General features: G+C 35.9%; 22 protein-coding genes. 7 read left to right on the top strand and 15 right to left on the bottom strand.

Annotated features, from left to right (window positions below; genetic code table 11):
• Positions 1 to 487: 487 nt before the first annotated feature.
• The 7 genes from FS85_RS0102755 to FS85_RS0102725 all read right to left on the bottom strand — a co-directional run bounded on the left by FS85_RS0102755 (position 488) and on the right by FS85_RS0102725 (position 8,789).
• Positions 488 to 2,755 (bottom strand): FdhF/YdeP family oxidoreductase, encoded by a 2,268-nt coding sequence (locus tag FS85_RS0102755; RefSeq protein WP_010134478.1) that lies wholly within the window; start codon positions 2,753 to 2,755, stop codon positions 488 to 490.
• A 166-nt stretch (positions 2,756 to 2,921) separates the two neighbouring features.
• Complete coding sequence (gene gloA2 / locus FS85_RS0102750; RefSeq protein WP_010134477.1) at positions 2,922 to 3,311, bottom strand: SMU1112c/YaeR family gloxylase I-like metalloprotein; 390 nt, start codon at positions 3,309 to 3,311, stop codon at positions 2,922 to 2,924.
• 88 nt (positions 3,312 to 3,399) lie between these two features.
• Positions 3,400 to 4,335: an Ig-like domain-containing protein gene (locus tag FS85_RS0102745; protein WP_029489219.1), complete on the bottom strand. Its 936-nt coding sequence runs from the start codon at positions 4,333 to 4,335 to the stop codon at positions 3,400 to 3,402.
• Between the two features lie 353 nt (positions 4,336 to 4,688).
• Positions 4,689 to 5,747, bottom strand: a complete 1,059-nt coding sequence (locus tag FS85_RS0102740; RefSeq protein ID WP_010134475.1) for a flavin monoamine oxidase family protein — start codon at positions 5,745 to 5,747, stop codon at positions 4,689 to 4,691.
• 68 nt (positions 5,748 to 5,815) lie between these two features.
• Positions 5,816 to 6,454 carry a peroxiredoxin gene (locus tag FS85_RS0102735; RefSeq protein ID WP_010134474.1) on the bottom strand — a complete coding sequence of 213 codons (639 nt, stop codon included), beginning with the start codon at positions 6,452 to 6,454 and terminating at the stop codon, positions 5,816 to 5,818.
• 17 nt (positions 6,455 to 6,471) lie between these two features.
• Complete coding sequence (locus FS85_RS0102730; RefSeq protein WP_010134473.1) at positions 6,472 to 6,804, bottom strand: gamma-glutamylcyclotransferase family protein; 333 nt, start codon at positions 6,802 to 6,804, stop codon at positions 6,472 to 6,474.
• A 125-nt stretch (positions 6,805 to 6,929) separates the two neighbouring features.
• Positions 6,930 to 8,789 carry a sulfatase family protein gene (locus tag FS85_RS0102725; RefSeq protein WP_010134472.1) on the bottom strand — a complete coding sequence of 620 codons (1,860 nt, stop codon included), beginning with the start codon at positions 8,787 to 8,789 and terminating at the stop codon, positions 6,930 to 6,932.
• A 375-nt stretch (positions 8,790 to 9,164) separates the two neighbouring features.
• Between FS85_RS0102725 and FS85_RS0102720 the strand changes: the two genes are divergently transcribed.
• Together FS85_RS0102720 and FS85_RS15000 are read left to right on the top strand one after the other, a co-directional pair.
• Positions 9,165 to 10,661 carry a sulfatase family protein gene (locus tag FS85_RS0102720; protein ID WP_010134471.1) on the top strand — a complete coding sequence of 499 codons (1,497 nt, stop codon included), beginning with the start codon at positions 9,165 to 9,167 and terminating at the stop codon, positions 10,659 to 10,661.
• A 1-nt stretch (position 10,662) separates the two neighbouring features.
• Entirely contained in the window at positions 10,663 to 13,020 is a 2,358-nt protein-coding gene (locus FS85_RS15000) for a glycoside hydrolase family 3 N-terminal domain-containing protein (RefSeq protein WP_010134470.1), read from the top strand.
• A 501-nt stretch (positions 13,021 to 13,521) separates the two neighbouring features.
• On the opposite strand, the gene FS85_RS0102705 is transcribed toward FS85_RS15000, so the two are convergent.
• Both FS85_RS0102705 and FS85_RS0102695 read right to left on the bottom strand, forming a co-directional pair.
• Complete coding sequence (locus FS85_RS0102705; RefSeq protein ID WP_010134469.1) at positions 13,522 to 14,241, bottom strand: hypothetical protein; 720 nt, start codon at positions 14,239 to 14,241, stop codon at positions 13,522 to 13,524.
• A gap of 294 nt (positions 14,242 to 14,535) precedes the next feature.
• Positions 14,536 to 15,294 carry a hypothetical protein gene (locus FS85_RS0102695; protein WP_010134468.1) on the bottom strand — a complete coding sequence of 253 codons (759 nt, stop codon included), beginning with the start codon at positions 15,292 to 15,294 and terminating at the stop codon, positions 14,536 to 14,538.
• A gap of 105 nt (positions 15,295 to 15,399) precedes the next feature.
• Here FS85_RS0102695 and FS85_RS0102690 point away from each other — a divergent pair, with 105 nt between their 5' ends.
• Positions 15,400 to 16,032 carry a hypothetical protein gene (locus FS85_RS0102690; RefSeq protein WP_010134467.1) on the top strand — a complete coding sequence of 211 codons (633 nt, stop codon included), beginning with the start codon at positions 15,400 to 15,402 and terminating at the stop codon, positions 16,030 to 16,032.
• A 15-nt stretch (positions 16,033 to 16,047) separates the two neighbouring features.
• Here FS85_RS0102690 and FS85_RS0102685 read toward each other — a convergent pair whose 3' ends face one another.
• Genes FS85_RS0102685 through FS85_RS0102675 form a run of 3 tightly spaced genes read right to left on the bottom strand, consistent with a single transcriptional unit; the run spans position 16,048 to position 18,697 of the window.
• On the bottom strand, positions 16,048 to 17,088 hold the full coding sequence (locus FS85_RS0102685) for a lactonase family protein (RefSeq protein WP_010134466.1): 1,041 nt from the start codon (positions 17,086 to 17,088) through the stop codon (positions 16,048 to 16,050).
• Between the two features lie 15 nt (positions 17,089 to 17,103).
• The gene (locus FS85_RS14995; RefSeq protein ID WP_010134465.1) at positions 17,104 to 17,604 is read right to left on the bottom strand and encodes a hypothetical protein; all 501 of its coding nucleotides are present in this window, start codon (positions 17,602 to 17,604) and stop codon (positions 17,104 to 17,106) included.
• Positions 17,591 to 18,697, bottom strand: a complete 1,107-nt coding sequence (locus FS85_RS0102675) for a DNA alkylation repair protein (protein ID WP_029489216.1) — start codon at positions 18,695 to 18,697, stop codon at positions 17,591 to 17,593. The genes FS85_RS14995 and FS85_RS0102675 overlap by 14 nt, the downstream gene beginning before the upstream one ends.
• A 63-nt stretch (positions 18,698 to 18,760) precedes the next feature.
• Between FS85_RS0102675 and FS85_RS0102670 the strand changes: the two genes are divergently transcribed.
• Entirely contained in the window at positions 18,761 to 19,981 is a 1,221-nt protein-coding gene (locus FS85_RS0102670) for a glycosyltransferase (RefSeq protein WP_033194531.1), read from the top strand.
• Here FS85_RS0102670 and FS85_RS0102665 read toward each other — a convergent pair.
• The gene (locus FS85_RS0102665) at positions 19,978 to 20,928 is read right to left on the bottom strand and encodes a lipid A-modifier LpxR family protein (protein ID WP_010134461.1); all 951 of its coding nucleotides are present in this window, start codon (positions 20,926 to 20,928) and stop codon (positions 19,978 to 19,980) included. The genes FS85_RS0102670 and FS85_RS0102665 overlap by 4 nt on opposite strands.
• Positions 20,929 to 21,098: 170 nt before the next feature.
• On the opposite strand from FS85_RS0102665, the gene ppk2 (FS85_RS0102660) reads away from it, so the two are divergent.
• The 3 genes from ppk2 (FS85_RS0102660) to FS85_RS0102650 are packed head-to-tail and all read left to right on the top strand — an operon-like array spanning position 21,099 to position 23,765.
• Positions 21,099 to 21,893: a polyphosphate kinase 2 gene (gene ppk2 / locus FS85_RS0102660; RefSeq protein ID WP_237706933.1), complete on the top strand. Its 795-nt coding sequence runs from the start codon at positions 21,099 to 21,101 to the stop codon at positions 21,891 to 21,893.
• 4 nt (positions 21,894 to 21,897) lie between these two features.
• A complete protein-coding gene (gene ppk2, locus FS85_RS0102655) occupies positions 21,898 to 22,680 on the top strand; it encodes a polyphosphate kinase 2 (RefSeq protein ID WP_010134459.1) in 783 nt (260 codons plus the stop codon).
• A gap of 5 nt (positions 22,681 to 22,685) precedes the next feature.
• Positions 22,686 to 23,765, top strand: a complete 1,080-nt coding sequence (locus FS85_RS0102650; RefSeq protein ID WP_010134458.1) for a hypothetical protein — start codon at positions 22,686 to 22,688, stop codon at positions 23,763 to 23,765.
• 37 nt (positions 23,766 to 23,802) lie between these two features.
• On the opposite strand, the gene FS85_RS0102645 is transcribed toward FS85_RS0102650, so the two are convergent.
• Complete coding sequence (locus FS85_RS0102645; RefSeq protein ID WP_010134457.1) at positions 23,803 to 24,330, bottom strand: SRPBCC family protein; 528 nt, start codon at positions 24,328 to 24,330, stop codon at positions 23,803 to 23,805.
• Between the two features lie 22 nt (positions 24,331 to 24,352).
• A complete protein-coding gene (locus tag FS85_RS14990; RefSeq protein WP_010134456.1) occupies positions 24,353 to 24,700 on the bottom strand; it encodes a YciI family protein in 348 nt (115 codons plus the stop codon).
• Positions 24,701 to 24,785 lie beyond the last annotated feature (85 nt).

Raw genomic sequence — 24,785 nt, 5'->3', positions numbered from 1 at the left:
ACTTAAAATAGAAATCCGATAACATATGTTTGTCGGTATTTTTTGCTGTTTTTGATTAAGTTTCAACAAAAAACTCTATTATTAAATAATGAGTTTTTTTATTAGGGGTATACAAAATGGGGTAGCTATTGTAAATATAAAAAGGATGTTTAATTTTTACTAAAAAACTTACCTGTGTCTTTACGTAGTTTTCCTATTTTTTTGCATAATAAAACCTCTTACAAGATTTATAAGAGGTTTTACAAGGGGTAGAGTGCAATTTAAAATACTTTAAAACTAAACATCAGTAAAGATAGACTGTATTTTCTTTCTTTTGAGTAATCACACACTGTGTTTTTTAGTAGTTTTTTAAAAAAGAAAAAAAATGTAGAGCAAAAAAAAACCTCTCATGGGATGAGGGGTTTTTAGTGGGGTATAAAATAAAACTAAAAGTGCGGTAAACTAAACCTACAACAAAGGTAGGGAATTGTTATTCTTTTTTCCGAAATCACGCACTGTGTCTTTCCGTAGTTTTTATTTTCACTTTTACTGATTTTGATGAAGGTGTGTGACTTAAATGTGCTGTTAAGTTGATAGGAACCAAAGGATTTGATTCTGGATAATATGTAGCTAGGCATCCCTTAGGAATCTGATAAGGAACTACAGCAAAATTGTCTACTTGTCTTAAAACACCATCATAATTATTATACAAGCTTATCAAGTCTCCCTTCGTAAGCTTATTTTTTTTCATATCATCTTCGTTCATAAAAACAACCATTCTACCATTGTAAACACCTCTGTATCGATCGTCCAAACCATAAATGGTTGTATTAAACTGATCGTGACTTCGTGTGGTCATCATCAAAAATTCATTGGGTTCTATCTTAATTTGATTGAGTTTGTTTACCGTAAAATTGGCTTTTTTGTTAGGAGTGGTAAAATTACCAGATCTAGAACCATTTGGCAATTCAAACCCAATAGGTTGCTCTACACGTTTGTTGTAGTTTTCAAATCCTGCAATGGTTTTTTCAATCAAATCTCGGATGTTGTTATAGTCTTCAGTTAAATGATCCCAATCAACCTTGTTTTGTTTTAGAGTTGCTTTAGCAATGTTGGCTACAATTACGGGCTCGCTCTCAACAAATTCAGAAGGAGGTGTTAGCATTCCTTTGCTAGAATGCACCACTCCCATAGAGTTTTCTACAGTTATAAATTGTTCTTTTCCGTTTTTTACAAATTTATCTGTTCTTCCCATCGAAGGTAAAATTAAGGCAGTTTTACCTGGAGTTAAATGCGAACGATTAAGTTTGGTAGATATATGTGCTGTTAAATTACAATTATTTAAAGCTTGTGTGGTGTAATTGGTGTCAGGAGCAGCCGATAAGAAGTTTCCTCCCATTCCAACAAATACTTTGGCTTCTCCTTTGTACATGGCTTCTATAGCATCTACTACAGAATATCCGTGTTTCTTAGGTGGAGTAAATCCGAAATTTTCACTGATTTTATCTAAAAGTTCTTTGCTAGGTTTTTCAGCAATTCCCATGGTTCTGTCTCCCTGAACGTTGCTGTGACCACGTACCGGACAAGTTCCTGCTCCATCTTTGGCAATACTTCCTTTCATCAATAGTAAATTCACTACTTCTTGAATATTGTCTACACCATTTACATGTTGTGTCAAACCCATTCCCCAACAAGCAATAATTCGTTCTCTTTTAGCAATCAAATCTACCAATAGGTCAATATCGTCTTCTAAAAGGCCTGTACGTTGAATAAGGGAAGCTAAATTATGTGTTAAAATCTCATTCTTAAAAGCTACAAATCCTTCTGTTTTTTGGTTGATGAAATCTTGATTTAAAATTTCAGGTTGATGTTCAGCTTTTTGAAATAATTTAAACATGACAGCTTTTAGTAAAGCAACATCTTCGTTTATCTTTATTTGCAAGTACAAATCGGCAATATCTACTCCTGTAAAAGCTTTTATTGGATCTTGAGGGTTTTTAAAATTAATAAGACCAGCCTCTTTTAATGGATTGATAGCGACTACTTTTGCTCCATTCTTTTTTGCTTTTTCTAAAGCGGCTAACATTCTAGGATGATTTGTAGCGGGATTTTGACCAAAAATTAAAATCAATTCAGCTTTGTAAAAGTCATTTAACGTTACCGACCCTTTTCCTATTCCTACAGTTTTAGACAAGGCTACTCCGCTAGATTCATGACACATATTTGAACAATCGGGTAAATTGTTGGTTCCATACATTCGTACAAACAACTGATATAAAAAAGCAGCTTCATTACTGGTTCTTCCCGAAGTGTAAAAAGCAGCTTGATCTGGATCATCTAATGCGTTTAGTTCTTTGGCTATAATTTGATTGGCTTCACTCCACGAAATAGGAGTGTAGTTTTTAGCTCCTGGTCTTAGCACCATTGGATGTGTCAGTCTCCCTTGTTGTCCTAACCAATAATCGCTTTTAGCTTTAAGTTCATCAATGGTATATTTAGCAAAGAATTCAGGGTTTGCTTGTCTTTCCATTGCTTCTTCGGCAATGGCTTTAACACCATTTTCACAAAATTCACCCAGTTTAGAACGATGATCTGGGTCTGGCCAAGCACATCCAGGGCAATCTACTCCCTTTTTTTGGTTGAGTTTTTGTAACACGTTAAACGAATTTTTAACCGACATACGGCTTAAAATCTGTTGTAGAGAAATGTACACCGCTTTAATCCCAGCTGCATAATTTGCTTGCTCCTTAATTTGTAAATCTTCGTTGTTTTTCATGATTTGTTAAGAGGAAAACAAACGGATAGTCCATTTGTATAAATTGTTTTTTTAAAAGATACAATTCTATCATTTATTCCCCAATATTGCTACACTCTATTTGATAGATATTTGAACTGTATTAACTATTAAGAATTTTAACAAGAGTTATTGTGCAATAAAGTGTTTATTGTTCGTATAGCTCCAAGGGTAGTCCATCTGGATCTGCAAAAAAAGTGAATTTTTTACCGGTATGTGGATCAATTCGTATAGCTTCAACAACAACCCCCTGTTGTTGTAACACAGCAACGTTTGTTTCGATGTCATTTACCTGAAATGCCAAATGTCTTAAACCTGTGGATTCTGGTCTAGAGGCTCGTTTGGGTGGATTAGGAAAAGAAAACAATTCAATAATATAAGTTCCGTTTAGGCTTAAATCTAGTTTATAGGAGTCTCTTTCTTTCCGATATATTTCTTGAATAATTTCTAAACCCAAAAGCTCTGTGTAAAACGCTTTAGATTTATGATAATTGGAACAGATAATGGCTATGTGGTGTACTTTTTTTAAGGTTAGCATAATTAACTAAATTCAAATTTAAGGTTAAAAAAAAACTCTATGAATCTAATCATAGAGTTTGAATTAAAAAGAGTTTTATAGCTATTTTTTAAATAAACATTTTTTTATTAATTATTTGTTTGTGTTTCTTTATGCTAATAATGTAAATTCCGCTTGTAAGGAAGGAGGTATTGATTGTTGTTTTTTTGGTTTGAATGATGAGCTTACCAAAAACATCATAAATTAAAACCATATCAATATCGTCATTACTGCTAATGGTTAATGTATCATAATCGTGAGTTATTTTAAAAGACTCATTTAAATTTTCTGAAGAGCTTAAAGTTGTTTCTGATAAATAATAGGTGTCGCTAGAAGATGAAGATAAAACATAACCATTTGTACCATTACCATTACCAGCTGTATCTTGTATATTCGTGTTTTCTTTTAATTTTAGTTTAATCGTCCCTTCATCATCATTTGGGTTCGTAATATCTACATTTACTACAATACTATTCCCTACTCCTAAGTTTGGTGACACCGAAGCAATATTTGCTCTTACAGTATTAGTAGTGATTAACTCAAAATCATCAGTTGATATATTTCTAGACGATTCATTAAAACTAACCAAAAAACTAATTGAGCTTTGTCTAAAGCTAGGAGAGCCTATAAGAACACAAGATTCAATCTCGGGAGATTTTGTGTCTAGTGTAATGGTTTGAGAATCAGATTTTGTAGTATTTCCATTATGTGTAGATTCAACTATAATATTAAAAGTCCCATCAGATAGCTCTGCAAATCCTACTTCTTCAAAGTCAAAAGAAAAGTCACCGTCCGAATTTGTTACAACGCTTCCATTGAATAACGATGTAGATAATCCGTTAATTTCTATTGTAATAACACTTAAAGGTTCGGCTTTTCCAAATAATACTGGGGTTGTGTCATTTGTTATAAAGTCTGTGGTGTTAATACCTGAATCATTTGATATTCCTGTAAGAGTTGGTGCTATATGAACAACAGGAGCAGCAAATGATTTGAAGTAAATCATTGTAATTATTACAAAAAATATATTTTTTTTACGTAATAAATTAAAGAAGTAATTTTTTAACATGATCAATTTTTTTTTAGATTATAAATAACATTTGTTTCGAATCAAAAATAATTTATGTTAAAAAAGTAATAGTAATACTTTAGTAGTATGGATAACTAATTAAAAAAACATTTAGACTTAACTGTTTGATTATGAGTTGTATGTTGTTTTTTGTGATGTGTTAAAAAAAGGTTATCATTTGTCGTGTATTCAGTAGTGTGTTTTTAATCAACCTGTTACCTATTATGGCAACATATAACAGATTAAATAAAAGTACAAGATTGTAAATTTAATAAGCTAGTTGGTGATAATTAAAGGCTAATTTCACCAAAACAACGTTGTGCACTACGAACAGCTCCTTCCATATAACCTCCGAATTGTGGAGAGGTTTCTGTGCCAATCATCCAGAATTTTTGTTGATAATAACTTTTTTGATAACTCTCATCTCCATGATGCTGATGTGGCCAAACCAATTCTTTGTGTGGTACAAAGGTATGTGTATCGTTTCTCCAGACTTTTTCTTTATAGTTTACATAGTTGTGTATTTGCAGGCCGTAATAACGTTCTAGTTGATTCAATACAATGATTTGTCTTTCTGCTTTGGTCTTGTTATAATAAACACCGTTTAAAAAACCTTTTAGAGCGTATAAATTGTCTTTAGCGTTTGCATGATCATAAAGCTCAGAGATGGGGCCAACATTGCTAAACAGCGTACCGCTTAAGTTTTCTTTTCTCCAAAAGGGTTGATTGTAAGTCAATGCAATTTTAATAGATTCTCCCATCCAGGTTTGTGTATTTCTTGCTTTTTCAAGTAAGTTTTTATTAAGAGGAGGGGTGATTGTAATAGTATTTGCCATTAAATTTGGAGGTAAGGTACTCACTACTTTTTTTGCAGAAATATGGCCTTTGTTAGTTTTTATTTGAACATTGTCTTGCTCAAAGCTTATAGCTGTTACTTGGCAGTTTGTTACAAGTGCGTTTTTGGGAATAAAATTTAGCAATGCTTTAATAAGTTGTTGCGTTCCTCCCTGAATTCTAAAACTTGGATCGTTGTTTTTGGGCAAGTCAACCATCATAGGTGGGCTAGTAGATATAGGTTCGTAGATGGCTTTGTCTCCTAAAATTTGTTCAAACCAAGGCAAATGGAGTTCTTTAAGTAGTTTTTGAAGCTCTGTGTGTTGTTTCCCAAACCATGTAGCACCAAGTTCAACAGGGGCTTCACCATAAGATTCATCTGTGTAAATTCTACCACCTATACGGTTATTGCTTTCAATTATTGTGTAGGGAACGTTATGTTGGCTTAAATAATATCCTAAAGTAAGTCCAGCCAATCCTGCTCCTACAATTACTATGTTTTCTGATTCCTTCATGGGGTGTAACTACAATAAAAAATCTCCATACCTATAAAGTATGGAGATTTTATCATCTAAAACTTATTTTAAATATTAGGTTGAGGTGTTATTCTTAAATAAGGTTTTACCTCTTTGTGTCCTTTTGGAAATAAGTCAGGAATTTCTTCGTTGCTTACTGCAGGAGTAATAACTACATCTTCTCCGTGTTTCCAGTTAGCAGGTGTTGCTACTTTGTGATAAGCAGTTAATTGTAAAGAGTCAATTACACGAATCAATTCATCAAAATTTCTTCCTGTAGATGCTGGGTATACAATTATTAGTTTTACTTTTTTGTTTGGGTCTATAATAAAAACCGAACGTACAGTTAAAGTACTGTCTGCGTTTGGATGAATCATATCGTATAAATCCGAAACTTTTTTGTCTTCATCGGCAATAATAGGAAAATTAACGGTGGTGTTTTGGGTTTCGTTAATGTCTTTAATCCATCCATGATGAGATTCTACCCCATCAACACTCAATGCAGCTACTTTTACATTTCTTTTGGTAAATTCTTCTGTATATTTGGCTACGGTTCCTAATTCTGTTGTACAAACAGGGGTGTAATCAGATGGATGAGAGAATAAAATTCCCCAACTATTTCCTAGCCATTCATGAAAGTTGATTTCTCCTTCGGTAGTTTGTGCTGTAAAGTCTGGTGCAGTGTCACCTAATCTTAATGTGCTCATTTTTTTCAATTTTTAATTTATGATTTGATATATATCCAACCTTTTTTGCCTGAAACAAAAAGGGTTTCTATCCTTTTGTAATCTGCTACTTCGTAAGCATCGGCCTGAGCCAATTCTTTATCTGTAACCTCAAAAAGCATTCCATCAATTTGGTCGTTTTTATTGTCAGAAATTTCAGCTATGGGATGAAAAACTTGTTCGCTTTTTGCAAGTACATCAGCATCAGTAATTTGAAGTTGATTTAATACATAACCTTTTAAAGAATCTTTAGTGCCAGTTAGTATTCTTCCAAAAGAAGCAAGTTGAACTTTTTTTAATTGTAAGGTTCCGTAAGAAAAAAGTAAGGGCATACTATTGTTTATTTTTGATGATGAAATTTAGGTAAATATTCTTGTATATCCTTTGATGTAGTCTTAAAAAAAAACATCTCACCACTGGCAGTGATGAGATGTTTTGGCAACAAAAAGTTGATATGTTATTTTATAACTCCTAAATACTCTAATCTTCTTACTACTTGAGGTTCTTTTGATGCCGTAACTAGTTTGTTTTTGTCTAAATTAAATTTGTAATGATGTGCACCATCTTGCAATACTACAATAGAATTTAAGATTAACAAAGCTTCGTTAGGGTCTTGGGTGTCGTATAGAGCTTGAGATATATAGTTAACAGGATTTTTTAATCCGGTAATTCCTAGAAATTCTGCAGCTTTGGCTCTGTTTATGGCTTGTGGATCTTCTTGTGCAAGAGTAGTTAACTTATTTTGAAACTCTTTGGCAGTCAATCCAAAACTAGAACAGGTGTTAATTGCCCAATAACGATCCCAAGGGTCTTGAGAGTCTAAATAAGTGGCAATTTTGTTTTTTACATCTTTAAAGTTGTATAACGCTAGGTTGGCAACTTCTAAATAATGTTTGATGTCTTTGCTGTGTTTTTTTCCGTAGGCTACAGGGTTGTCAAACGCTTTTTGAATTAGGTGAAACTCAGGATACAAAGCTAGATCGTTGATAGCATTCATTTTATTTTCTAATGCTTTGCGCATTTCTACCAGTTTGTTATGATATGCTGGGTCTTTGGCTAAGTTGTTGGTTTCAAAAGGATCTTTTTCAATATCGTACAAGGCTTCAACTGCTTTTGGTTTAAAGAACTGAGACTGTACAGAAGTCAATTCGTTGCTGGCATTTAAGTCGCTCCACTCTTGATAAGCTAGTTGTTTGTAACGATAATTGTTCATTAAGCCATCAAAATTCATAGGCATAAAGTTTCTAAGGTACTTGTATTTTCCAATTCTGTATCCACGCACCATGTCGTATTTTTCGTCCATACGATCTGTGTAGCTAAAGACTTCGTTTCTGCTAGACAATTCTTCAGCTTTTACTTGTTTCCCTAAAAAAGGTTTTCCGTCTATTCCTTTAGGAATTTCAATACCAGCTAAGCTCATCAAGGTGGCACCAAAATCAACAAAGCTTACAAAACCATCGTTGCGGGTTCCTGCTTCTAGGTTGACCAAATGTTTGTATTTTTCGGGAATGTAAACCACTAGTGGAATTTCTAATCCAGTTTCGTTAATGTACCCTTTACTACCTGGCAACACCCCTCCATGATCAGAAAAGTAGAAGATAAATGTATCTTCCATCAATCCATCTTTTTTAAGTTCTTCTACTACAGCACCTAATTCACTATCCATTTGGGTTATTTTGTCGCGATACCAAGCATTGGTGAACTTAAATAAATTGGTTTGCGGATGATTGGGTTGCACACGGTAATCGTCTGGGTTGGCTTTGGTTTTTTTAGTCTTATAGTCCTCTTCGGTAAAATGAATTCTGCTTTCGTGAGTTGTATTGATATTGAACACATGAAAAAATGGCTGTCCGGGTTGGCGATTTCTCCACGTTGCTTTTTTGGAAGAATCGTCCCATACGGTGTCTGATTTGATAATGTTGTAATCCTCTTTAAAACAGTTGGTGGTATAATATCCCGCTTGTTTTAAGTAGGCAGGGTACATTTCTACACCGTTGGGCATAGGTACTTTTTGCAATCGTCTGTGATAATGCGAAGCCGCTTTAGGTCCATATACCCCCGAAATAAGAGTAGAACGCGCAGCACTACAAACGGCTGCGTTAGAAAAAGCGTTGTCGAAAATAACCCCTTGAGAAGCCAAAGCCTCTATGTTGGGAGTTTCGATACCATTGTCGTTAAATAGTTTTAAATAATGTTTGGAGTTGTCTTCCGAAGTAATCCAAACAATATTTGGGTGTTCAATTTTTTCTTCTTTAGCGGGTGTACATGCACTAAAAATGGCTGCTGCCACAACGAGAAATAGCTGAATTTTTTTCATAATTGCGTTTTCTATATAATTTGATTTTTACTTGCATCGAGTTTGTTTAGAACAGAACGCTACAATACAAACTCAAAATTAAGATGCGGACGCAAGATAACAAGTTGTACTAGTTTTTTTTGAAGCACATATGATTAATAACCTTACAAATCATAGAAAAAAACTCGATTTGCTACTGATTTGTTGCAAAATGCTACCTGTGAAAACATTTGTAATCAAAAAAAGAACATAACATGTAACTAAGTTTCGAGATTAAACTTAGTTTTAGGGTGTTCAAACTTTACAGTGGCTTGTCTGTATAAAAAGGAACGTAAAATGTGTATTTGTAATTTTAAAATTAAGTAGATGAAATTAAAAAATAGTATTTCATTTTTAATGGCAGCCATCCTTGTGGTGATGAATGCTGCAGCAGTAGGAAAAAATCCTGTAAAGCCCAATATAGTGGTTATTTATTTAGATGATTTGGGTTATGGAGATTTAAGTGCTTATGGAGCAACTGAGCTAAACACCCCAAACATGGACGTGTTGGCCAATGAGGGAATAAAGTTTACCAATGGGTATGCAACTTCTGCAACTTGTACCCCTAGTCGTTACGGATTGCTAACGGGAGTTTATCCTTGGAGAAACAAAAAAGCAAAAATATTACCAGGATCGGCACCCTTGATTATTTCTACAAGTCAAGAGACTTTGCCTAAGATGTTGAAAAGAGCGGGATATACTACAGGGATTGTAGGTAAATGGCATTTAGGTTTGGGAGATGGTAATTTGGATTGGAATGCAGACATTACTCCAGGCCCAAGGCAAGTTGGGTTTGACTATTCTTACATTTTAGCAGCAACTCAGGATCGTGTGCCTACGGTATATATAGATAATGACAAGGTAGATGGGTTGGATCCTAAAGATCCTATTGAGGTAAGCTACCGTAAAAATTTTGAAGGAGAGCCTACAGGAGAAGACAATCCTGAATTGACTACCATGAAGTGGCATCATGGGCACAACAACAGCATTGTGAATGGAATTCCTAGAATTGGTTACATGAAAGGTGGAGCAGCAGCAAAGTGGACAGACACAGACATGGCCGATCATTTCTTGAAAAAAGCACAGGCATACGTAAAGAACAACAAAAAAGAACCTTTCTTTTTGTATTATGCTTTGCAACAACCCCATGTACCAAGAACTCCGCATCCAAGATTTGTAGGAAAGTCTGGGATGGGACCTAGAGGAGATGTAATTTTAGAAGCAGACTGGGTGATTGGTCAATTTATGAAAACCTTAGAAGAAGAAGGTGTTTTAGAAAACACATTGATTGTTTTTTCTAGTGATAATGGTCCTGTATTACAAGATGGTTATTACGATGATGCCATTCAGAAACTAGGAGACCACACACCAGCAGGAAAGCTAAGAGGAGGTAAGTATAGTTTGTTTGATGGGGGAACCCGAGTTCCTTTTATGGTGTATTGGAAAGGAACTATTGCCCCAAAGGTATCGGATGCTTTGGTTTGTCAAATGGATTTGTTGGCTTCTATGGCTGCATTGGTGGGTGAAAAAGCTGCTGCTACAGATAGTGAAAACGTTTTGCCTGCTTTGCTAGGAAAATCTAACAAAGCACGTAAAGAATTGGTATTAGAAGCAGGAGGAAAAACTTGGTATAGAACAGGAAATTGGGCTTTGATTCCTCCTTATAAAGGAGCAAGTTTAAGTTGGCACTCTTTGGTAGAAACGGGTATTTTAGAAGAAATGCAATTGTATAATGTAACAAAAGATACTGGAGAACAAAATAACGTTGCCAAAGCAAACCCACGTACGGTTAAAAAATTGTTGAAAAAGTTTGAAGCTATTAGAGGAACTCATTATTCAAACATAAAAAAGTAAGATGAAAAAAATAATCATTTTAGGAGCACTGTTTATCAACAGTGCTTTTTTTGCACAAAAGAAAGAAGTTTTGCCATTGGCTACCCCCCAAGCTATAGCAAAAGTAGAGGCTTTGCTGTCTGAAATGACTTTGGATGAGAAGTTGGCACAAATTACGGGAACAAGGTTGCGAGAAATTATGGAAGATGGAAAATTTTCTCCCTCTAAATTTGAAGAACATATCCCTTATGGAATAGGACATTTTTGTCAGTTTTCTACTGGGCAAGCCCTAGAGCCCGAAGCTTTACGAGATTTGGTACGAGAGGTACAGCACTATTTGATGACAAAGACTCGATTGAAAATTCCAGCTATTTTTCATGAAGAAGCTATTACAGGTTTTGCTACGCAAGGAGCCACTACGTTTCCGCAACAAATAGGAATGGGATGTACTTGGAACCCAGAGTTGATTGAAAAGAATACACAGAACACCGCAAAAAACATGAGGGCTGTTGGAGCAACCTTTGCATTGTCGCCTATGTTAGATTTAAGCAGAACGGCACACTGGAATAGGCATCAGGAAAGTTATGGAGAAGATGCATATTTGACCTCTAGATTAGGAGTAGCTTTTGTGCAAGGTTTGCAAGGCGATGACCTAAAAACAGGTGTGGCTGCTACGGTAAAGCACTTTGCAGGTTACGGAACTAAAAACGATGATGAAAAAGTTTTGTACGAAGAATACTTAATGCCGCATGAAGCATGTATTAAGGTAGCAGGAGCAAAAAGTGTAATGCCTTCTTATGGAGTTTATCAATCGTTACCGATTTCTGTAAACCCAACCATGTTGAAAAGGATGTTGCGAAGAGAAATTGGTTTTGACGGTTTGGTGGTTAGTGATTATGGAGCTATCAATATGGTGTATAAAAAATACAAACAAGCTCCCGATTTTATGACAGCAGGAGCGATGGCTATTCATGCAGGAGTAGATTTGGAACTATCCTCACCAAAAACATACCCTTTGCTAAAAAAAGCGTTGGAAAAAGGGTTGGTAACCGAAGCAGTTATCAACAAATCGGTAAGAAGGTCTTTGTTAATGAAAGCACGTTTGGGCTTGTTGGATAAAGCTCCTGCCATTGGTGTAGATGGAGACTTAGACTTTGATGGAAAAGAAGGAAGAAAGTTGGCTTATGAATCGGCAGTGCAGTCTATTGTTTTGCTTAAGAATAATGGAGTATTGCCTTTGACCAAAAAAGTGAAAAAAATTGCATTGGTAGGCCCCAATGCAGCCACTACGCAAGGACTATTGGGAGATTATACCTACCAAGCGATGCGAGCTTTTTGGAAAAATGAAGCTTATGACCCAAATAACCCTAAACTGATTACCTTAAAGCAAGGTTTGGAAAACCGTTTGCCTAAAAAAGTAACCCTGTTGCACGAAAGAGGATGCGATTGGAGTGCCGATTTGGAAGCTAAGATTGATAAAAGTGGGTTTGGAGACAGCCGTTTGGAAAAGTTGAAACTATTGACCGTAACAGGTTTGCCACAACCCAACCTAAAAAGAGCCCTTGCCATTGCCCAAGAAAGTGACGTTGTGATTGCTGCTATGGGAGAAAACATATCGCTGAACGGAGAAGGAAGAAGCAGAAAAGGAATAGGTTTGCCAGGAGATCAGGAAGCTTTTGTAGAAAAACTATTGGCTACAGGAAAACCTGTAATTTTGGTATTGTTTGGTGGACGTCAGCAAGTGATTGCTAAGCTAGAAGGAAGGTGTGCTGCAATTGTAAATGCTTGGTTTCTTGGAGAAGAAGGAGGGAATGCATTGGCCGATATTTTGTTAGGAAACAAGAATCCGTCTGGGAAACTATGCGTTACCTATCCAAATTCTGAGGAACGTAAAGAAGTGAATTATCAAAATGGCTATGCGGAAGAGGATTTGCCCTTGTATCCTTTTGGGTATGGATTGTCTTACACGTCTTTTGCGTATAAAGATTTAAAATTGCCTAGCAAGATAGCCCTTACAGAAGAACGTTTTGAGGTGGCAGTTACTGTAGAAAACACAGGGAAGAGAGATGGAACTGAAATTGTACAGTTGTACGTGTCTCCTGCTAGCCAAAATTTGGAAATTAAACCCATACAATTAAAAGGTTTTAAAAGAGTGTTTTTAAAGAAAGGAGAGAAGAAGCAAATTGTTTTTAGGGTATCGCCAACACAATTGGTGCAGTACAAACAGCAACAATGGGTGGTTGCACCAGGAGACTATACTTTTAAAATTGGGGCTTCTAGCACAGATCTTAAAGAACAAGGTACTGTAACTTTTAAGGGAGATGCTTTGGTTTTAGAAAAAGGAAGACAAATTTTCTTTTCGGAGGTAGCAGTTGAATAAAAGAAGGTGTGGTGAGAGAATTTTAATACAAGAATTTTTATTTATCCAATAAGGATAGACTGCAGAGAAATAGAAATAATACTGTAGGACTTTATAATGTATATGCAAAAGGATTTGACTTTAGGGTTGAATCCTTTTTGTTTGTTGGTTGGGACAGTGTTATTGTTATAGGATGGGATTGTGTTAGAACAGGATATCAATATGTTGTAGCGGGATGGTATTATGTTAGAACAGGACAGCAATATGTTGTAGCGGGATGGCATTATGTTATAACAGGATAGCAATATGTTATAGCGGGATGGGATTGTGTTAGAACAGGATAGCAGTATGTTGTAGCGGGATGGCATTATGCTAGAACAGGACAGCAATATGTTGTAGCAGGACGGGATTATATTAAAACAGTATAGTTATATGTTGTAACGGGATGGTATATTATTAAAACAGGAGTCCGTTTTGGACTCCTGTTTTTGGTGTTTGTTTTTTGATAAGTACGTGAAGAACTTATGGGGTTGTGAATTTGATTTTGGCTATTTTGCTGTATTCGGCAGAGTTTGCTCCGTAAATACTTTTGATGTATTTTTTTACGTTTTGGGCAATGGTGTATAGTCCGGTACCTTCGGTATAAAGAATGTTGTTTCTGTTTATAAGCTTTACGTTTTGTGCAGCTTCTGTTTGGTCTACCGTTAGGGTGTTGCTTACCAAAATATCTCTGTATGCTGTTAGACTGGCTAGTTTTAAATCTTCGGGATTTGGGTTGTAGCTAGGAATGGTGGTAAGCAGTTGTATGAGTTTGGTAAAATTTTCTGCTTTTTGAGTGTAAGACTGTCTAGAAGTAGAAATGGATTTGTGTTCTTCTTCTTGATTGCTGTCGGTGGTGGTTTTCTTTTTTCTGTAGCCTTGAATGCTGTTGTTTAAAGACTTGGCTTGGTCTAAATCTCCTTTGTTAAGCCCTAGAATTTCTAGTAGGTTGATGACTTTTGTGCAAAGCGGTTTTAGGTTTTCGTAGTCTTGCTGTCTTTTGTGTTTGGCTACTTTGTTGGCATTTCTTGCTGTTAACAACTCTGTAATGCTTGTGTGTCCGGTTGTGTAGAGTGTGTTTAAGTTTTCGAGTGTTAAGCTAGAAATAGAGGGGTTGTAGTCTGTGAACAAGGTAATTTGTTTGATGAGTTTTTGAAAATTTGCTACATTTTTTGCGTTTCCTGTTTCATACTGATGGCTCATATGCTATTTTTTTTGAATTAATAGCAATAAATATACGATTTTATTATTAAATGTTAGTTTTTGTGTTTTGTAGGTGTTTGATGTTGGGTTTTTTGGGGTTTTGTTGCTTGTTTTTAGGTTGAATAGCGTTGTTGTTTATCATGGTTTTATTGAATTGGTCTGAATTGTTTGTGAAGTATACGTGTTTTTGTTTTTATATACAATAAAACGCTTATTGTGTTGATGTATTAACTAAAAACAAACAGCCCAACCAAAGGTTGAGCTGTGAAAAGAATTGATGTTTTGGTATTGGGATTAATAGACTCTGACCAAGGTGTCTTTGATGATGGCTTGGTTGGCAGGATTGACTCTGGTTAGGACAAAATTTCCAAAATCGTCGAAATGGCCAGCCCCTGTTAAAGCTCCTGCATTTACTTTGTAGTTGGTGCCTTGTTGTTTTTTTAGAGTTCCTATGTGTTGGTTGTCTTTATAGATGTTGTATGAGGTAGCAGACGTTGCAGACAGCTTGTATTTTTGCCCTCTGAGCTCTAGCACAATAGCATCGGTATTGGGTGTAGGTAAAGCTACAGGCTCCGGTTTTTTAGGTTGGGTTGCGGTTGGTTTTTTAGGTTTTGTAGGCACACTTCCGGCCACGTATTTGTGTTGGGTAATGTTGGGATCTTTAAGTGCTAGGCCAATGGCTTCGTAGTAGCTAGGCTGAAACTCTTTGATTCTGCTTTGTCCTACAATACTGGTGTAAACGGTTTGCCCGTAGCAGTTGCTAAAAATAAGTTTGATTTTATTGGTTAGCAGTCCCTTTTTTTCCATTTCTAAACGGAGGATTTCACAAGGATCTAAGTCATCTGGAATGTCTTCTCCGTTGATAAACGCTTGAAATCCGTATTTGCTTAAGCTAGATTTTAGGATTTGATTGATGTTGTACTCATTAGGTTCGTCTTGAAAAGAAAAACGTTCTGGAATAAGTACAGCAGGGTAGGGGTTGAGTTTGTTTTGTGCTTTGCTAAAGCCAAAGGCTAAACAAAAAAGAAAAAAAACGAATTTGAATTTGATCATGGTATGTTTTGTAATGAATCCGTAAAACGAATATACTAAAAATGCAATAGAAGATTGGGGGTGTAAGGTAAATTAGGTAGATTTAGGTGTTGCAAAACATTGCTTATGAATGCTAAGTTAGAGAAAACATATAGAGAGAAAACAACGGAGGAATTGGAGCTTATTGTTGCCGATTCTAAAACCTATGTAGAAAAAGCAAGGCAGGTGGCTGTTGCGCTGTTAGAAGAACGAAAGCAAGCTGCCGAGGAGTTGTTAGCTCATCAACAAAAAGCAGCAAAACAAAACCCAGTGCTTGTTGCAAATAGTGTAGGTTTACAGGACTCAGAAGATGAGGTGTCTGTGTTTGAAGAATTGGATGCTCCTACCTTGTATTCTGTAAGTGCTATTGTAGGTTTTTCTTTCTTTTTTAGTTCTATTCATGGTTCTTTTTTAATGGCTTCTAACTTTAGGAAACTTCATCAACCCAAAATGGCCAAAAGAGTGTTGTTGTTTGGGTTTTTGTATGTGCTTATTTGTATTGTAGTTGATAATTTGTTGAACCTGTCTGTTTGGTTTGATTTGATTTGGAATGTTTTGGGGAGTATGGTGTTGATTTCTTATTTCTGGAACAAACACATAGGCAAGGAACAGATGTATGAAGCTAAAGCAGTGTGGAGTCCTTTGTTAATTTCTGTTGCAATTTTGGTAGGTATTAGTCTGTTGAATTACTATTATGACTTTTTGATACAGCTTTTTTAGCTTTTGCTGTAGCGTTTAGAAGCAAACACATACAGGAGCTAGTATTTGGTTGGTGTGATATGTTTGCTGTAACATACCGTTGGCTAAAATTCTAAATACATAAACATCATTAGAATCGTGCAAACAAGCTATGAGCCAGCTGCCGTTGGGAGTGATGTTGAACTCTCTGACTGTTTTTCCGTTGAGTAGTAGATGGTCTACAAAGACCAATTGGTCTTGCTGAGTGTAGTAAATAGTAATGGCCTCTAGTGTTCTGTTGGCCACGTACAAAAAAGGAAGCGTTGGGTGGTGACGAATGGCAGAAGCACTAGGAGTTTGTTTGAATGTTTTGGGTAAACTGGGTTGGTGGTGCTTGGCCACAAACTGATGCTTTTCTTGGCTAAGTGTGGTAACCTGTGCTGTTAGCTCGTTGATTAGATAGGCTTTGGTTCCGTTAGGATGAAACACAAGATGTCTTGGACCGTATCCGTTAGGGATGGCGATATCTTTGGTAGGGTTGGAGAGCAATTGGTCTTTTTGGATATGATAAGACTTTAGCGTATCTATTCCTAAATCGGGCACTAAGACATCTTGTTGGTTAGGGTGTATTGCTATTTGATGTGCATGCGGAGCTTCTTGTCTTTCTTTATTGCTACTGCTACCTTGGTGATTGAATTGTTGGCTTTGGGGCAAAATACACCCACTAGAGTTTACAGGAAACCGATGTACCGATCCTGAACCATAACAAGCTACCAATATACTTTGATGAGCATAGTTGATATGACAAGGCAAACTACCGTTAATAGACTGTTGATTGATTTTTTGTAAACGCCCTTTGGGATGAATTTGAAAAGCGACTACTTTGGGATTTTGTTCAGGGAGCACTTCTACCACACTGTATAGGTATTGTTGGTTTCTAACCAAATATCCTGCATTGGTTATAGAGGTGGTGTGTAAAATGGTTAAGGCACCTGTGTAGTTGTTTAGTGCTATGGTGTAAATTCCTGGTCCGTTGCCCCCTAGGTTGGGAGATAACATTTGGGTGTAAGTACCTATATAAAAAATAGTGGTAGACATGATGGTGTTGGGATTTTATCCGATAAGTTTTTGTATGATTTTTTTAATACCTGGAGATAAATTTTCTAGATAATGAGGTTGTGAAATAAAAGAAAGCTCTTCTTGTAGCTCAGGATACTTTTCGCAGGTTTTGTGAATAAATTTATAAGCCACATACCTTACTGCTGGAGCTTTGTTGGTGTTTTCCCAAATAGACATACAGGCATCAAAAAGTTTTCCTTCTTGCTCATCGTCCAGATCCATTTTGTCTAGAATTTTTAGTAGTTCCCTTTGGTGACCGTCCTTTTGTTTGTTAAGTATTTGAAGGTAATTGTTGATAAAAGGCCTGATTCTTTGATCGTTTTTAGTGGTACAATGCCCCAAAATCCACGTAGCCCTCCAAGCTTGCGGTTGTTGGTTGCTTAGGGAAAGTTGTATGGCTGCACTATGAACTTCTGTTTGTTCTTGAAAAAGTTGAATTAAAAAATCTTTGTCTAGCCGTTTGTCTAAAATGCTATCTAAATTAAGAGGTTTCATGCAATTGAAAAGGGATTATATCAAACTCTTTACCGTTGGCAATGACAGAAATTTGATGCGTTCCGAAATGGTATTTTCTGGTAGAAATAGGTTTGAAATGTTGTTTTTTTCTGATTTTATTTATGCTGTATGGTGGGAACTCTTTTTGCCCTATTTGAAATATTTTTTTAGACAATGTTCCGTTGTTTTTAAGGTAATATACTGCATATTCCAAACGGACTAAAAGCGTTTTTTTGGCGTTGTTGACCAAATCAAAAGAAAAATAAAGATGCTCTCCTAAGGCTACCTTTTGGGTGCTGAGTTTAAAATTTTGAACATCGATTTGGGTGGTATTTCCAAAGCCAAAAACTTTTAGAATTCTAGGTTCTGCTTGTTTTAGTAAGTTGCGGTTGGCATGTTTTAGAATCCAGTCGGTTTTTTCGGTTTCGCCATAATGTTTTTCGGTAAATTCTATAAGTATAAGAGGGTGGTCTTTAGAAATATCGTTTAAGTTGTTGGCTACACTTTTGCGAACGTAAGGACTGTCGTCGTTGAGTAGTTTTTCTAAAATAGGCAAAAGTACAGCAGGGTCTTTTTTAAACTCTGGCAAAGCCATTGCCCAAGGCAGTCTGGGTCTACACCCTTCGCTAGCCAATCTTCGGATGTGTAGATTTGGATGAAACGTCCACTCGTTGATTTTTGCCATTACATATTTAGGATGCTGCATGATAAAGGGTCTGATGGCAAACTCGCAACTAACAAAAGGAGTAATTGTTTCGAAGCTAGCCATACTTTCTACTAAAAATTGAGTACCGTATGTGGCAATGTAATCTGGTAGAAAAAGGTATTCAAACCCTCCTACAATTTTGTGTTTTTTAAGAATAGGGATTAATTGTTTGATTTGTTGGATGGCCTCTCTAAAATCTTGCGATAAAAACGAATGTAGCACCACTGTAATATGGTGCATGCGTTGTTTTAATTCCATCTGTTCCCAAGCCTCTGTAAATATGGCCTGTAAAAAAGCAGGAGTATCTATTTGGGGTTGTATTTCTTTAAAAGCTTGTAAAAAAGCATTGAAAAAAGAAGAATTGTATGCGTTTTTAAGTGGTTCCATAACTTGCATAAAATTAAGATATGGAAAGCTAAAAAGCTAGTGTTGATTGTATATTTTTGCGATATGCAATCACTTTTAATTATAGGATATGTTTGGCCAGAACCTACAGCAACGGCTGCAGGGAGTAGAATGTTGCAGTTGATAGACTTGTTTTTGCAAGAAAACTACAAGATTGTGTTTGCTTGTGCTGCCAGTTTTATAACCAGTGCAGAAGACTTAACAAAGTTAGGTGTAGAAACAAAAACCATACAGCCCAACGATGCCAGTTTTGATACGTTTATAACAACATTGAACCCTTCTGTAGTTTTGTTTGATCGGTTTTTGATGGAAGAACAATTTGGATGGCGAGTTGCAGAGCAGTGTCCAGATGCTATAAGGTTGTTAGATTCTGAAGACTTACACTTTTTACGCAAAGCCAGAGCCAAAGCAGTAAAAAAAGGAGAAGCATTGCCCAAAGGGGTACTTTTTACCGAAGAAGCCAAAAGAGAACTGGCAAGCATTTACCGATGTGATGCCACGTTGACGATATCTACTTATGAAATGACGTATTTGCAAGAAGTATATGGAGTGCCTTTGTATTTGCTGTGGTACGTACCTTTTATGGTAACTATAGAAACAGCTATAAAACCCCTGTATGAAGAAAGAAAAGATTTTGTGTTTGTAGGGAACTTTATTCATGCCCCAAACTGGGATGCGGTTTTGTATTTGAAGAAGGAATTGTGGCCATTGTTAAAAAAAGCATTGCCTGATACCTGTATGCATATTTACGGAGCATATCCGTCGTCTAAAGTATTTCAATTGCACTCTGAAGCAGAGCGGTTTTTAGTGCATGGACGAGCCGATGCAGTAGTTACGGTAATGCAACAAGCAAGAGTAAATTTGGCTCCACTGAGGTTTGGAGCAGGCCTAAAAGGAAAGTTGATTGATGCAATGCAAGCACAAACTCCCTTTGTAACCACAACAATAGGAGCAGAAGGGATGTTTGGTACTTTTGATTACAACCAAGTGATTGCAGATGCTCCTGAAGAGTTTGTGGAAAAAGCGGTGGCGTTGTATGCTAACAAATCTTTATGGGAAACGTATCAACAAAAAGGACTTGAAGTGTTACAAGCTAATTTTTGCAAAGAAAAAATAGCCCCTTTGTTCCGAGAGCAATTTGCTGTTTTGCAGAAGGAACTATCAACTTACAGGCAGCAAAACTTTGTAGGAAGTATGCTGCAACATCACACCTTAAAAAGCTACAAATACCTGTCTAAGTGGATAGAAGAAAAAAACAAGAGTTAAAATTTGTAAGACAGGTAAATACTACCGTAACGCACCCAGTCTGATTTTAAGTTTTGGACGTTAGCTGTGTGGAAAATTTGGTGGTAACTAATGTTCCAGTGCTTTAAAGACCAATAGAACCCAATGTCGTTATGCCAAACCCATGGAGTAAGATGAAAGTTAGGGTTGGTAAAATCTCCCACCAAATCTCCCGTTACAGTTTTGTCTTTAAACTGATATGTAGCTAGTGACTTGATTCCTAAAAAGCACTCTCTGCTCCATCTTTCCTGTCCATGATGGGTTGCTGTATTGTAAAACAAAGACTTGTCTATTCCGCTAAGACTAGCCTGTGCATCTAAATTAATTTTCAGTCCCACCCCCGAAGAAACATTGCTAAGAATACTGTGTACCAGTGCTTTGTTGACAAACGCTAATTGTATGTTTTTTTCGGGATGGTAGTATAAGTTTTGGGTAAAGTTGGCTTTAATTCCCAAGGCAATTGTTTGATCTACTTGATGATCCCAACCGTTAGACTCTTGTATGTTGTAAAATTGATGTACAAACTTTTGAGCCTCTCTAGCCTTGGTGTTTGCACCTGTGTACCCTGCCTCTAAGCCAAAAGAAATTAATTGTTTTGGATTGGCAAAAGTTTCTAAGTAACTGGCATACACGTATCCTGCATAAGGACGATCTTGCTTGTAGATTTCGGGGACATCATAAAAATACGGATTGTACATTTTTTGACCCGCCCTTAGCGTGCGAACCCTTTTGGGGAAATTACGAAGCTTAGAAGTACTAGCAACGTTGAAAAAAAGCTCTAAACCATTGGTGTAATATTTGTCTAAAAAGAAAGAAACATACAAATCGTTATCGGAGATAAAACCAAATTCGTAGGCCGTTTTTTGTGCCTGCAACTGAAGGCAGTATAGAGAAAGGAAACAAGCAAAGCTGAATCTTGAAAATTTCATAAAATGGATTTTACAAGCTATAAAAGTACAATATATTCTAGTATTGAAACTATGTTGTAAATTATGGAATATGTATATTTACTGACCATTAAGATAAACACGGATCCATGATTGAAAAAGAAATTCTGACTGAAGAAGATTTACTTTCTATTAGCAACCGAAATGAATTGATGACTAAGCTATCAGAAAAAGGAATTGATGTAACCGATATTTTGAATAAAATTAAGTACGAAAAAGAATTAAAATTATTGCAAATTGAATTGGTGAAACTGCAACAATGGGTAAAAGCCAATAACAAAAGAGTTGCTATTATATTTGAAGGAAGAGATGCAGCAGGAAAAGGAGGATCTATCCGTAGGTTTATGGAACATTTAAATCCTAGATCTACCCGTTTGGTAGCCCTTAACAAACCTACCGATATAGAAAGAGGACAATGGTACTTTATGAGGTACATTAAAGAATTGCCCAATCCAGGAGAAATTGTTTTTTTTGATAGAAGTTGGTATAACCGTGCGGTAGTAGAACCTGTAATGGGTTTTTGTACCGAAACCCAGTATAGTGAATTTATGGCTCAAGTACCTGAATTTGAGCATATGTTGTATGAAGATGGTTTGATTATTATAAAGTTTTGGTTGTCTATCTCTAAAGAAGAACAGTTGGCAAGATTTAACTCCAGACAACAAAATCCTTTAAAAAGATGGAAGTTTAGTCCAGTAGATAAAAAAGGACAAGAACTTTGGGATCGCTATACTTTTTACAAAGAAAATATGTTTAGCAAAACCCATACTACTTACAGTCCATGGGTAATTGTAAAAACAAACGACAAACAAGAAGCAAGACTAGAAAGCATCCGTTATGTACTATCTAAATTTGCATATGATGGAAAACTAGAAGCCAAAACAGCATTGTTTCCAGACCCGAACGTAGTAACTCATTATTTTAGATCGTCTTACCAAATTGATTAATGCCATGGAAAAATTGAACCCAAGAGATGTTAAGATTCTAAATAGTAAAAAAGGATTGCAAGCCCTTTTGTCGGATGAATCCGTAAGCATACAAAAAGCGATTAAAAGCGTTTCGTATATAAAAAACTTGAAGCGTTTGCAAAAAGAGTTGATTAAAATGCACGAAGAAGTGATTGAGAAAAATCAACAAGTGATTGTAATTTTTGAAGGAAGAGATGCAGCAGGAAAAGGAGGAGCTATAAGAAGGATGACAGAACGAATCAACCCAAGACATTTTAGAATTGTAGCCCTACCCAAACCTACCGAAGAAGAAAGAACACAATGGTATTTTCAGCGTTATATAAATAAATTTCCACAAGCAGGAGAAATTGTTTTTTTTGACAGAAGCTGGTATAACCGAGCAGTGGTAGAACCTGTTAATGGGTTTTGTACCGAAGCAGAATACAACCGCTTTATGTCTAACGTAAATGACTTTGAACGAATGATTACCGATTCTGGAATAAAATTGGTGAAAATTTATATGTCTATTAGCAAAGAAGAACAAGCCAAACGCTTTGAAGAGATAAAATCGAACCCTTTGAAACAATGGAAAATAACACCTGTAGACGAAAAAGCACAAGAATTGTGGGATGAATATACCAAGTACAAAACAGTAATGTTTGAAAAAACCCACACAGACTACGCGCCATGGAAAATTATAAAGGCAAATAAGAAAACATTTGCTAGGGTAAACGCTATTAAATATTTGCTTTCTAGAATTCCCTACGATAAAAACAGAAATGTATAAGGAATATGGGAACACAGCCTTACGAAAACATCTCTAAAAAAAAACCTACGTATCCTATACAGCCTTTTTTTAGCAAATACCTTTCTAATTACAATAGAAATGTATTGATTCCTGTATTTTACGAAGATTTGTTACGCTTTTCTGGAGCCATAGAGGTGTATGATGAAAACGGAGACGATACTTTGTGGGTGCGAGTGTATTATCCAGAACACGAACGTATAGGTATAGACAAAGATTTAAAAAAGGTGTATTCTATATTGCATGGTGATGGATCGGATACCTCGGTTCCGTTTTTAAATATTGATGCCGTAGACTATTGTACCTTTGGGAACTCTAAACCCTTTCGTATTAAGGTTAGGAATATCTTAAATGATAATTATACCTACATGTACATAAAAAAAGCAGATGCTTCTAGGGTGTATGGATTGGAGTTAGAGCATTTGTTATCGCCCAACAGGATTAATTTTTTAGTCTACAAAGATACGTTGATAGAAGATCATATTTCGGGAATACCCGGAGATACCTTTATACAAGACGGTTTGGAATCGTATTCTATCAGAACCCAAAAACAAATAGCCAAAGAATATGTAAAATTCAACGAACGATGTATTGTTCGTTTGTTAGGGGATATGAGATCTTACAATTATGTAGTAGTTCCTACTCACGATTTTGATCAAGTACGATATCGAATAAGAGCCATAGATTTTGATCAGCAATGTTATGAAGGAAAGCTAAAAGTTTACATGCCTCAGTTTTTAAAAGAAAACAAAGATTATGTAGAAATGGTGCACAACAATTTACGAACAGAATCTATAGAGCAATACAAACAAGAAGAACGATCTACCATTGCAAAAAGAATTTTATTGGGAAAAAAAAGAATTCGAGAATTGGTGAATTGCATGCTTAAAGATCAGATTTCTACACCAGAGAAAATAGAACAATTAAAAAAAGACTTGTATGCTTATACTAAAAACCCCATGTTTGAAAACTGTCAGTGCATGGGAGAAGTTTTAGAAACCACTTTTGACTATGTAGTAAAACATTATAGGGATAGTTACGAAACAGGAACAAAAAGCAGCTTTTAGAGCTGCTTTTTTGTTAAGAAAAGAAAGCAAGTAGTTGTTATTCTTCAATAGCTTTTTTTAATAAAGACAATCCCTGTTCGTTAGTGTTTTCCATTTGTTTTTTAACCCCAAATATCCACATAAAAAAGGCATCAACCATTCCCGATTTTAAGTGAAACATTTGCTGCACCTGTACATTTTGTTCTAATGGTGTAAAAGTGTAGGTAAAAACAGGTTTCGCCTTAAAAGGTTTTTGAATGTTACACTCCATAACAATAGTGTTGGGTTCATTGATTTGTTTGATTACTTGAAAACCAACATCTTTGCCTTGATTGCCTACCCAATGGTATTTGGCTCCAATGTTTCCGTCGGTTCCTGTAATTTTTATTTGTTGTTTGGGGTCTTGTGCTAAAAAAGGTGACCACTTAGGGAAGTTGTTTAGGTATTTTACCATTTTAAAAACTTCTTCTTGATTTCCGTGAATGGCTACACTTTTAACAATGCAAATGGACTGTAGTTTGTGTGTATTGAAAAAAGCCACTATAAGAAAACCAATCCCTAAAAAAAGTATGCTGTATGCTATCATTTTTTTTGTGTTAGATTAGGTTTTACATAGGTATTATGGGATGAATTTCTACAGAGCCGCCAATTTTAAAAATAGGGCAAAGCTTAGAAAGTGTTACTGCCTCTGCAATGTCGGTGGCTTTTACGACCATAGTCCCCCCTACAGCCATGTTTTCTGCAACGTACATTTGAGCAGGTTCTGAAAGGTCTGAGTGTTGAACTACCCCTTGGACATCTAGTTGGTATACATTTACCAATTTGGCCTGTGCGGCCATTTTACCTATAAAAGCTCCCCAGTCTTTTTCTTGCTGAGCTAGTTCTTCTTTCGTAGGAGTATGTTCTAGGTTAGGAGAATACCTAAAAAGAAACATAAATTCTTGCAATTCTGCCATAGTTTAAAAGTTTTAATGATGAACACGTTCAAAATTAGCACGGGTAAATTGTTAAAAACTTGTCACAGGGCAAGAAATAAAAAAA

The organism is Ochrovirga pacifica (assembly GCF_000220525.1).
In the GTDB taxonomy this organism is placed as follows: domain Bacteria; phylum Bacteroidota; class Bacteroidia; order Flavobacteriales; family Flavobacteriaceae; genus Ochrovirga; species Ochrovirga pacifica.
Note: the sequence above shows the minus strand (reverse complement) of the source record. Positions and strands in the feature narration are given on the sequence as shown.

Excerpts from the sequence above, each read along its gene's own strand:
- FS85_RS0102755 (WP_010134478.1), bottom strand. The coding sequence starts at position 2,755 with ATGAAAAACAACGAAGATTTACAAATTAAGGAGCAAGCAAATTATGCA.
- gloA2 (WP_010134477.1), bottom strand. The coding sequence starts at position 3,311 with ATGCTAACCTTAAAAAAAGTACACCACATAGCCATTATCTGTTCCAAT.
- FS85_RS0102745 (WP_029489219.1), bottom strand. The coding sequence starts at position 4,335 with ATGATTTACTTCAAATCATTTGCTGCTCCTGTTGTTCATATAGCACCA.
- FS85_RS0102740 (WP_010134475.1), bottom strand. The coding sequence starts at position 5,747 with ATGAAGGAATCAGAAAACATAGTAATTGTAGGAGCAGGATTGGCTGGA.
- FS85_RS0102735 (WP_010134474.1), bottom strand. The coding sequence starts at position 6,454 with ATGAGCACATTAAGATTAGGTGACACTGCACCAGACTTTACAGCACAA.
- FS85_RS0102730 (WP_010134473.1), bottom strand. The coding sequence starts at position 6,804 with ATGCCCTTACTTTTTTCTTACGGAACCTTACAATTAAAAAAAGTTCAA.
- FS85_RS0102725 (WP_010134472.1), bottom strand. The coding sequence starts at position 8,789 with ATGAAAAAAATTCAGCTATTTCTCGTTGTGGCAGCAGCCATTTTTAGT.
- FS85_RS0102720 (WP_010134471.1), top strand. The coding sequence starts at position 9,165 with ATGGCAGCCATCCTTGTGGTGATGAATGCTGCAGCAGTAGGAAAAAAT.
- FS85_RS15000 (WP_010134470.1), top strand. The coding sequence starts at position 10,663 with ATGAAAAAAATAATCATTTTAGGAGCACTGTTTATCAACAGTGCTTTT.
- FS85_RS0102705 (WP_010134469.1), bottom strand. The coding sequence starts at position 14,241 with ATGAGCCATCAGTATGAAACAGGAAACGCAAAAAATGTAGCAAATTTT.
- FS85_RS0102695 (WP_010134468.1), bottom strand. The coding sequence starts at position 15,294 with ATGATCAAATTCAAATTCGTTTTTTTTCTTTTTTGTTTAGCCTTTGGC.
- FS85_RS0102690 (WP_010134467.1), top strand. The coding sequence starts at position 15,400 with ATGAATGCTAAGTTAGAGAAAACATATAGAGAGAAAACAACGGAGGAA.
- FS85_RS0102685 (WP_010134466.1), bottom strand. The coding sequence starts at position 17,088 with ATGTCTACCACTATTTTTTATATAGGTACTTACACCCAAATGTTATCT.
- FS85_RS14995 (WP_010134465.1), bottom strand. The coding sequence starts at position 17,604 with ATGAAACCTCTTAATTTAGATAGCATTTTAGACAAACGGCTAGACAAA.
- FS85_RS0102675 (WP_029489216.1), bottom strand. The coding sequence starts at position 18,697 with ATGGAACCACTTAAAAACGCATACAATTCTTCTTTTTTCAATGCTTTT.
- FS85_RS0102670 (WP_033194531.1), top strand. The coding sequence starts at position 18,761 with ATGCAATCACTTTTAATTATAGGATATGTTTGGCCAGAACCTACAGCA.
- FS85_RS0102665 (WP_010134461.1), bottom strand. The coding sequence starts at position 20,928 with ATGAAATTTTCAAGATTCAGCTTTGCTTGTTTCCTTTCTCTATACTGC.
- ppk2 (WP_237706933.1), top strand. The coding sequence starts at position 21,099 with ATGACTAAGCTATCAGAAAAAGGAATTGATGTAACCGATATTTTGAAT.
- ppk2 (WP_010134459.1), top strand. The coding sequence starts at position 21,898 with ATGGAAAAATTGAACCCAAGAGATGTTAAGATTCTAAATAGTAAAAAA.
- FS85_RS0102650 (WP_010134458.1), top strand. The coding sequence starts at position 22,686 with ATGGGAACACAGCCTTACGAAAACATCTCTAAAAAAAAACCTACGTAT.
- FS85_RS0102645 (WP_010134457.1), bottom strand. The coding sequence starts at position 24,330 with ATGATAGCATACAGCATACTTTTTTTAGGGATTGGTTTTCTTATAGTG.
- FS85_RS14990 (WP_010134456.1), bottom strand. The coding sequence starts at position 24,700 with ATGGCAGAATTGCAAGAATTTATGTTTCTTTTTAGGTATTCTCCTAAC.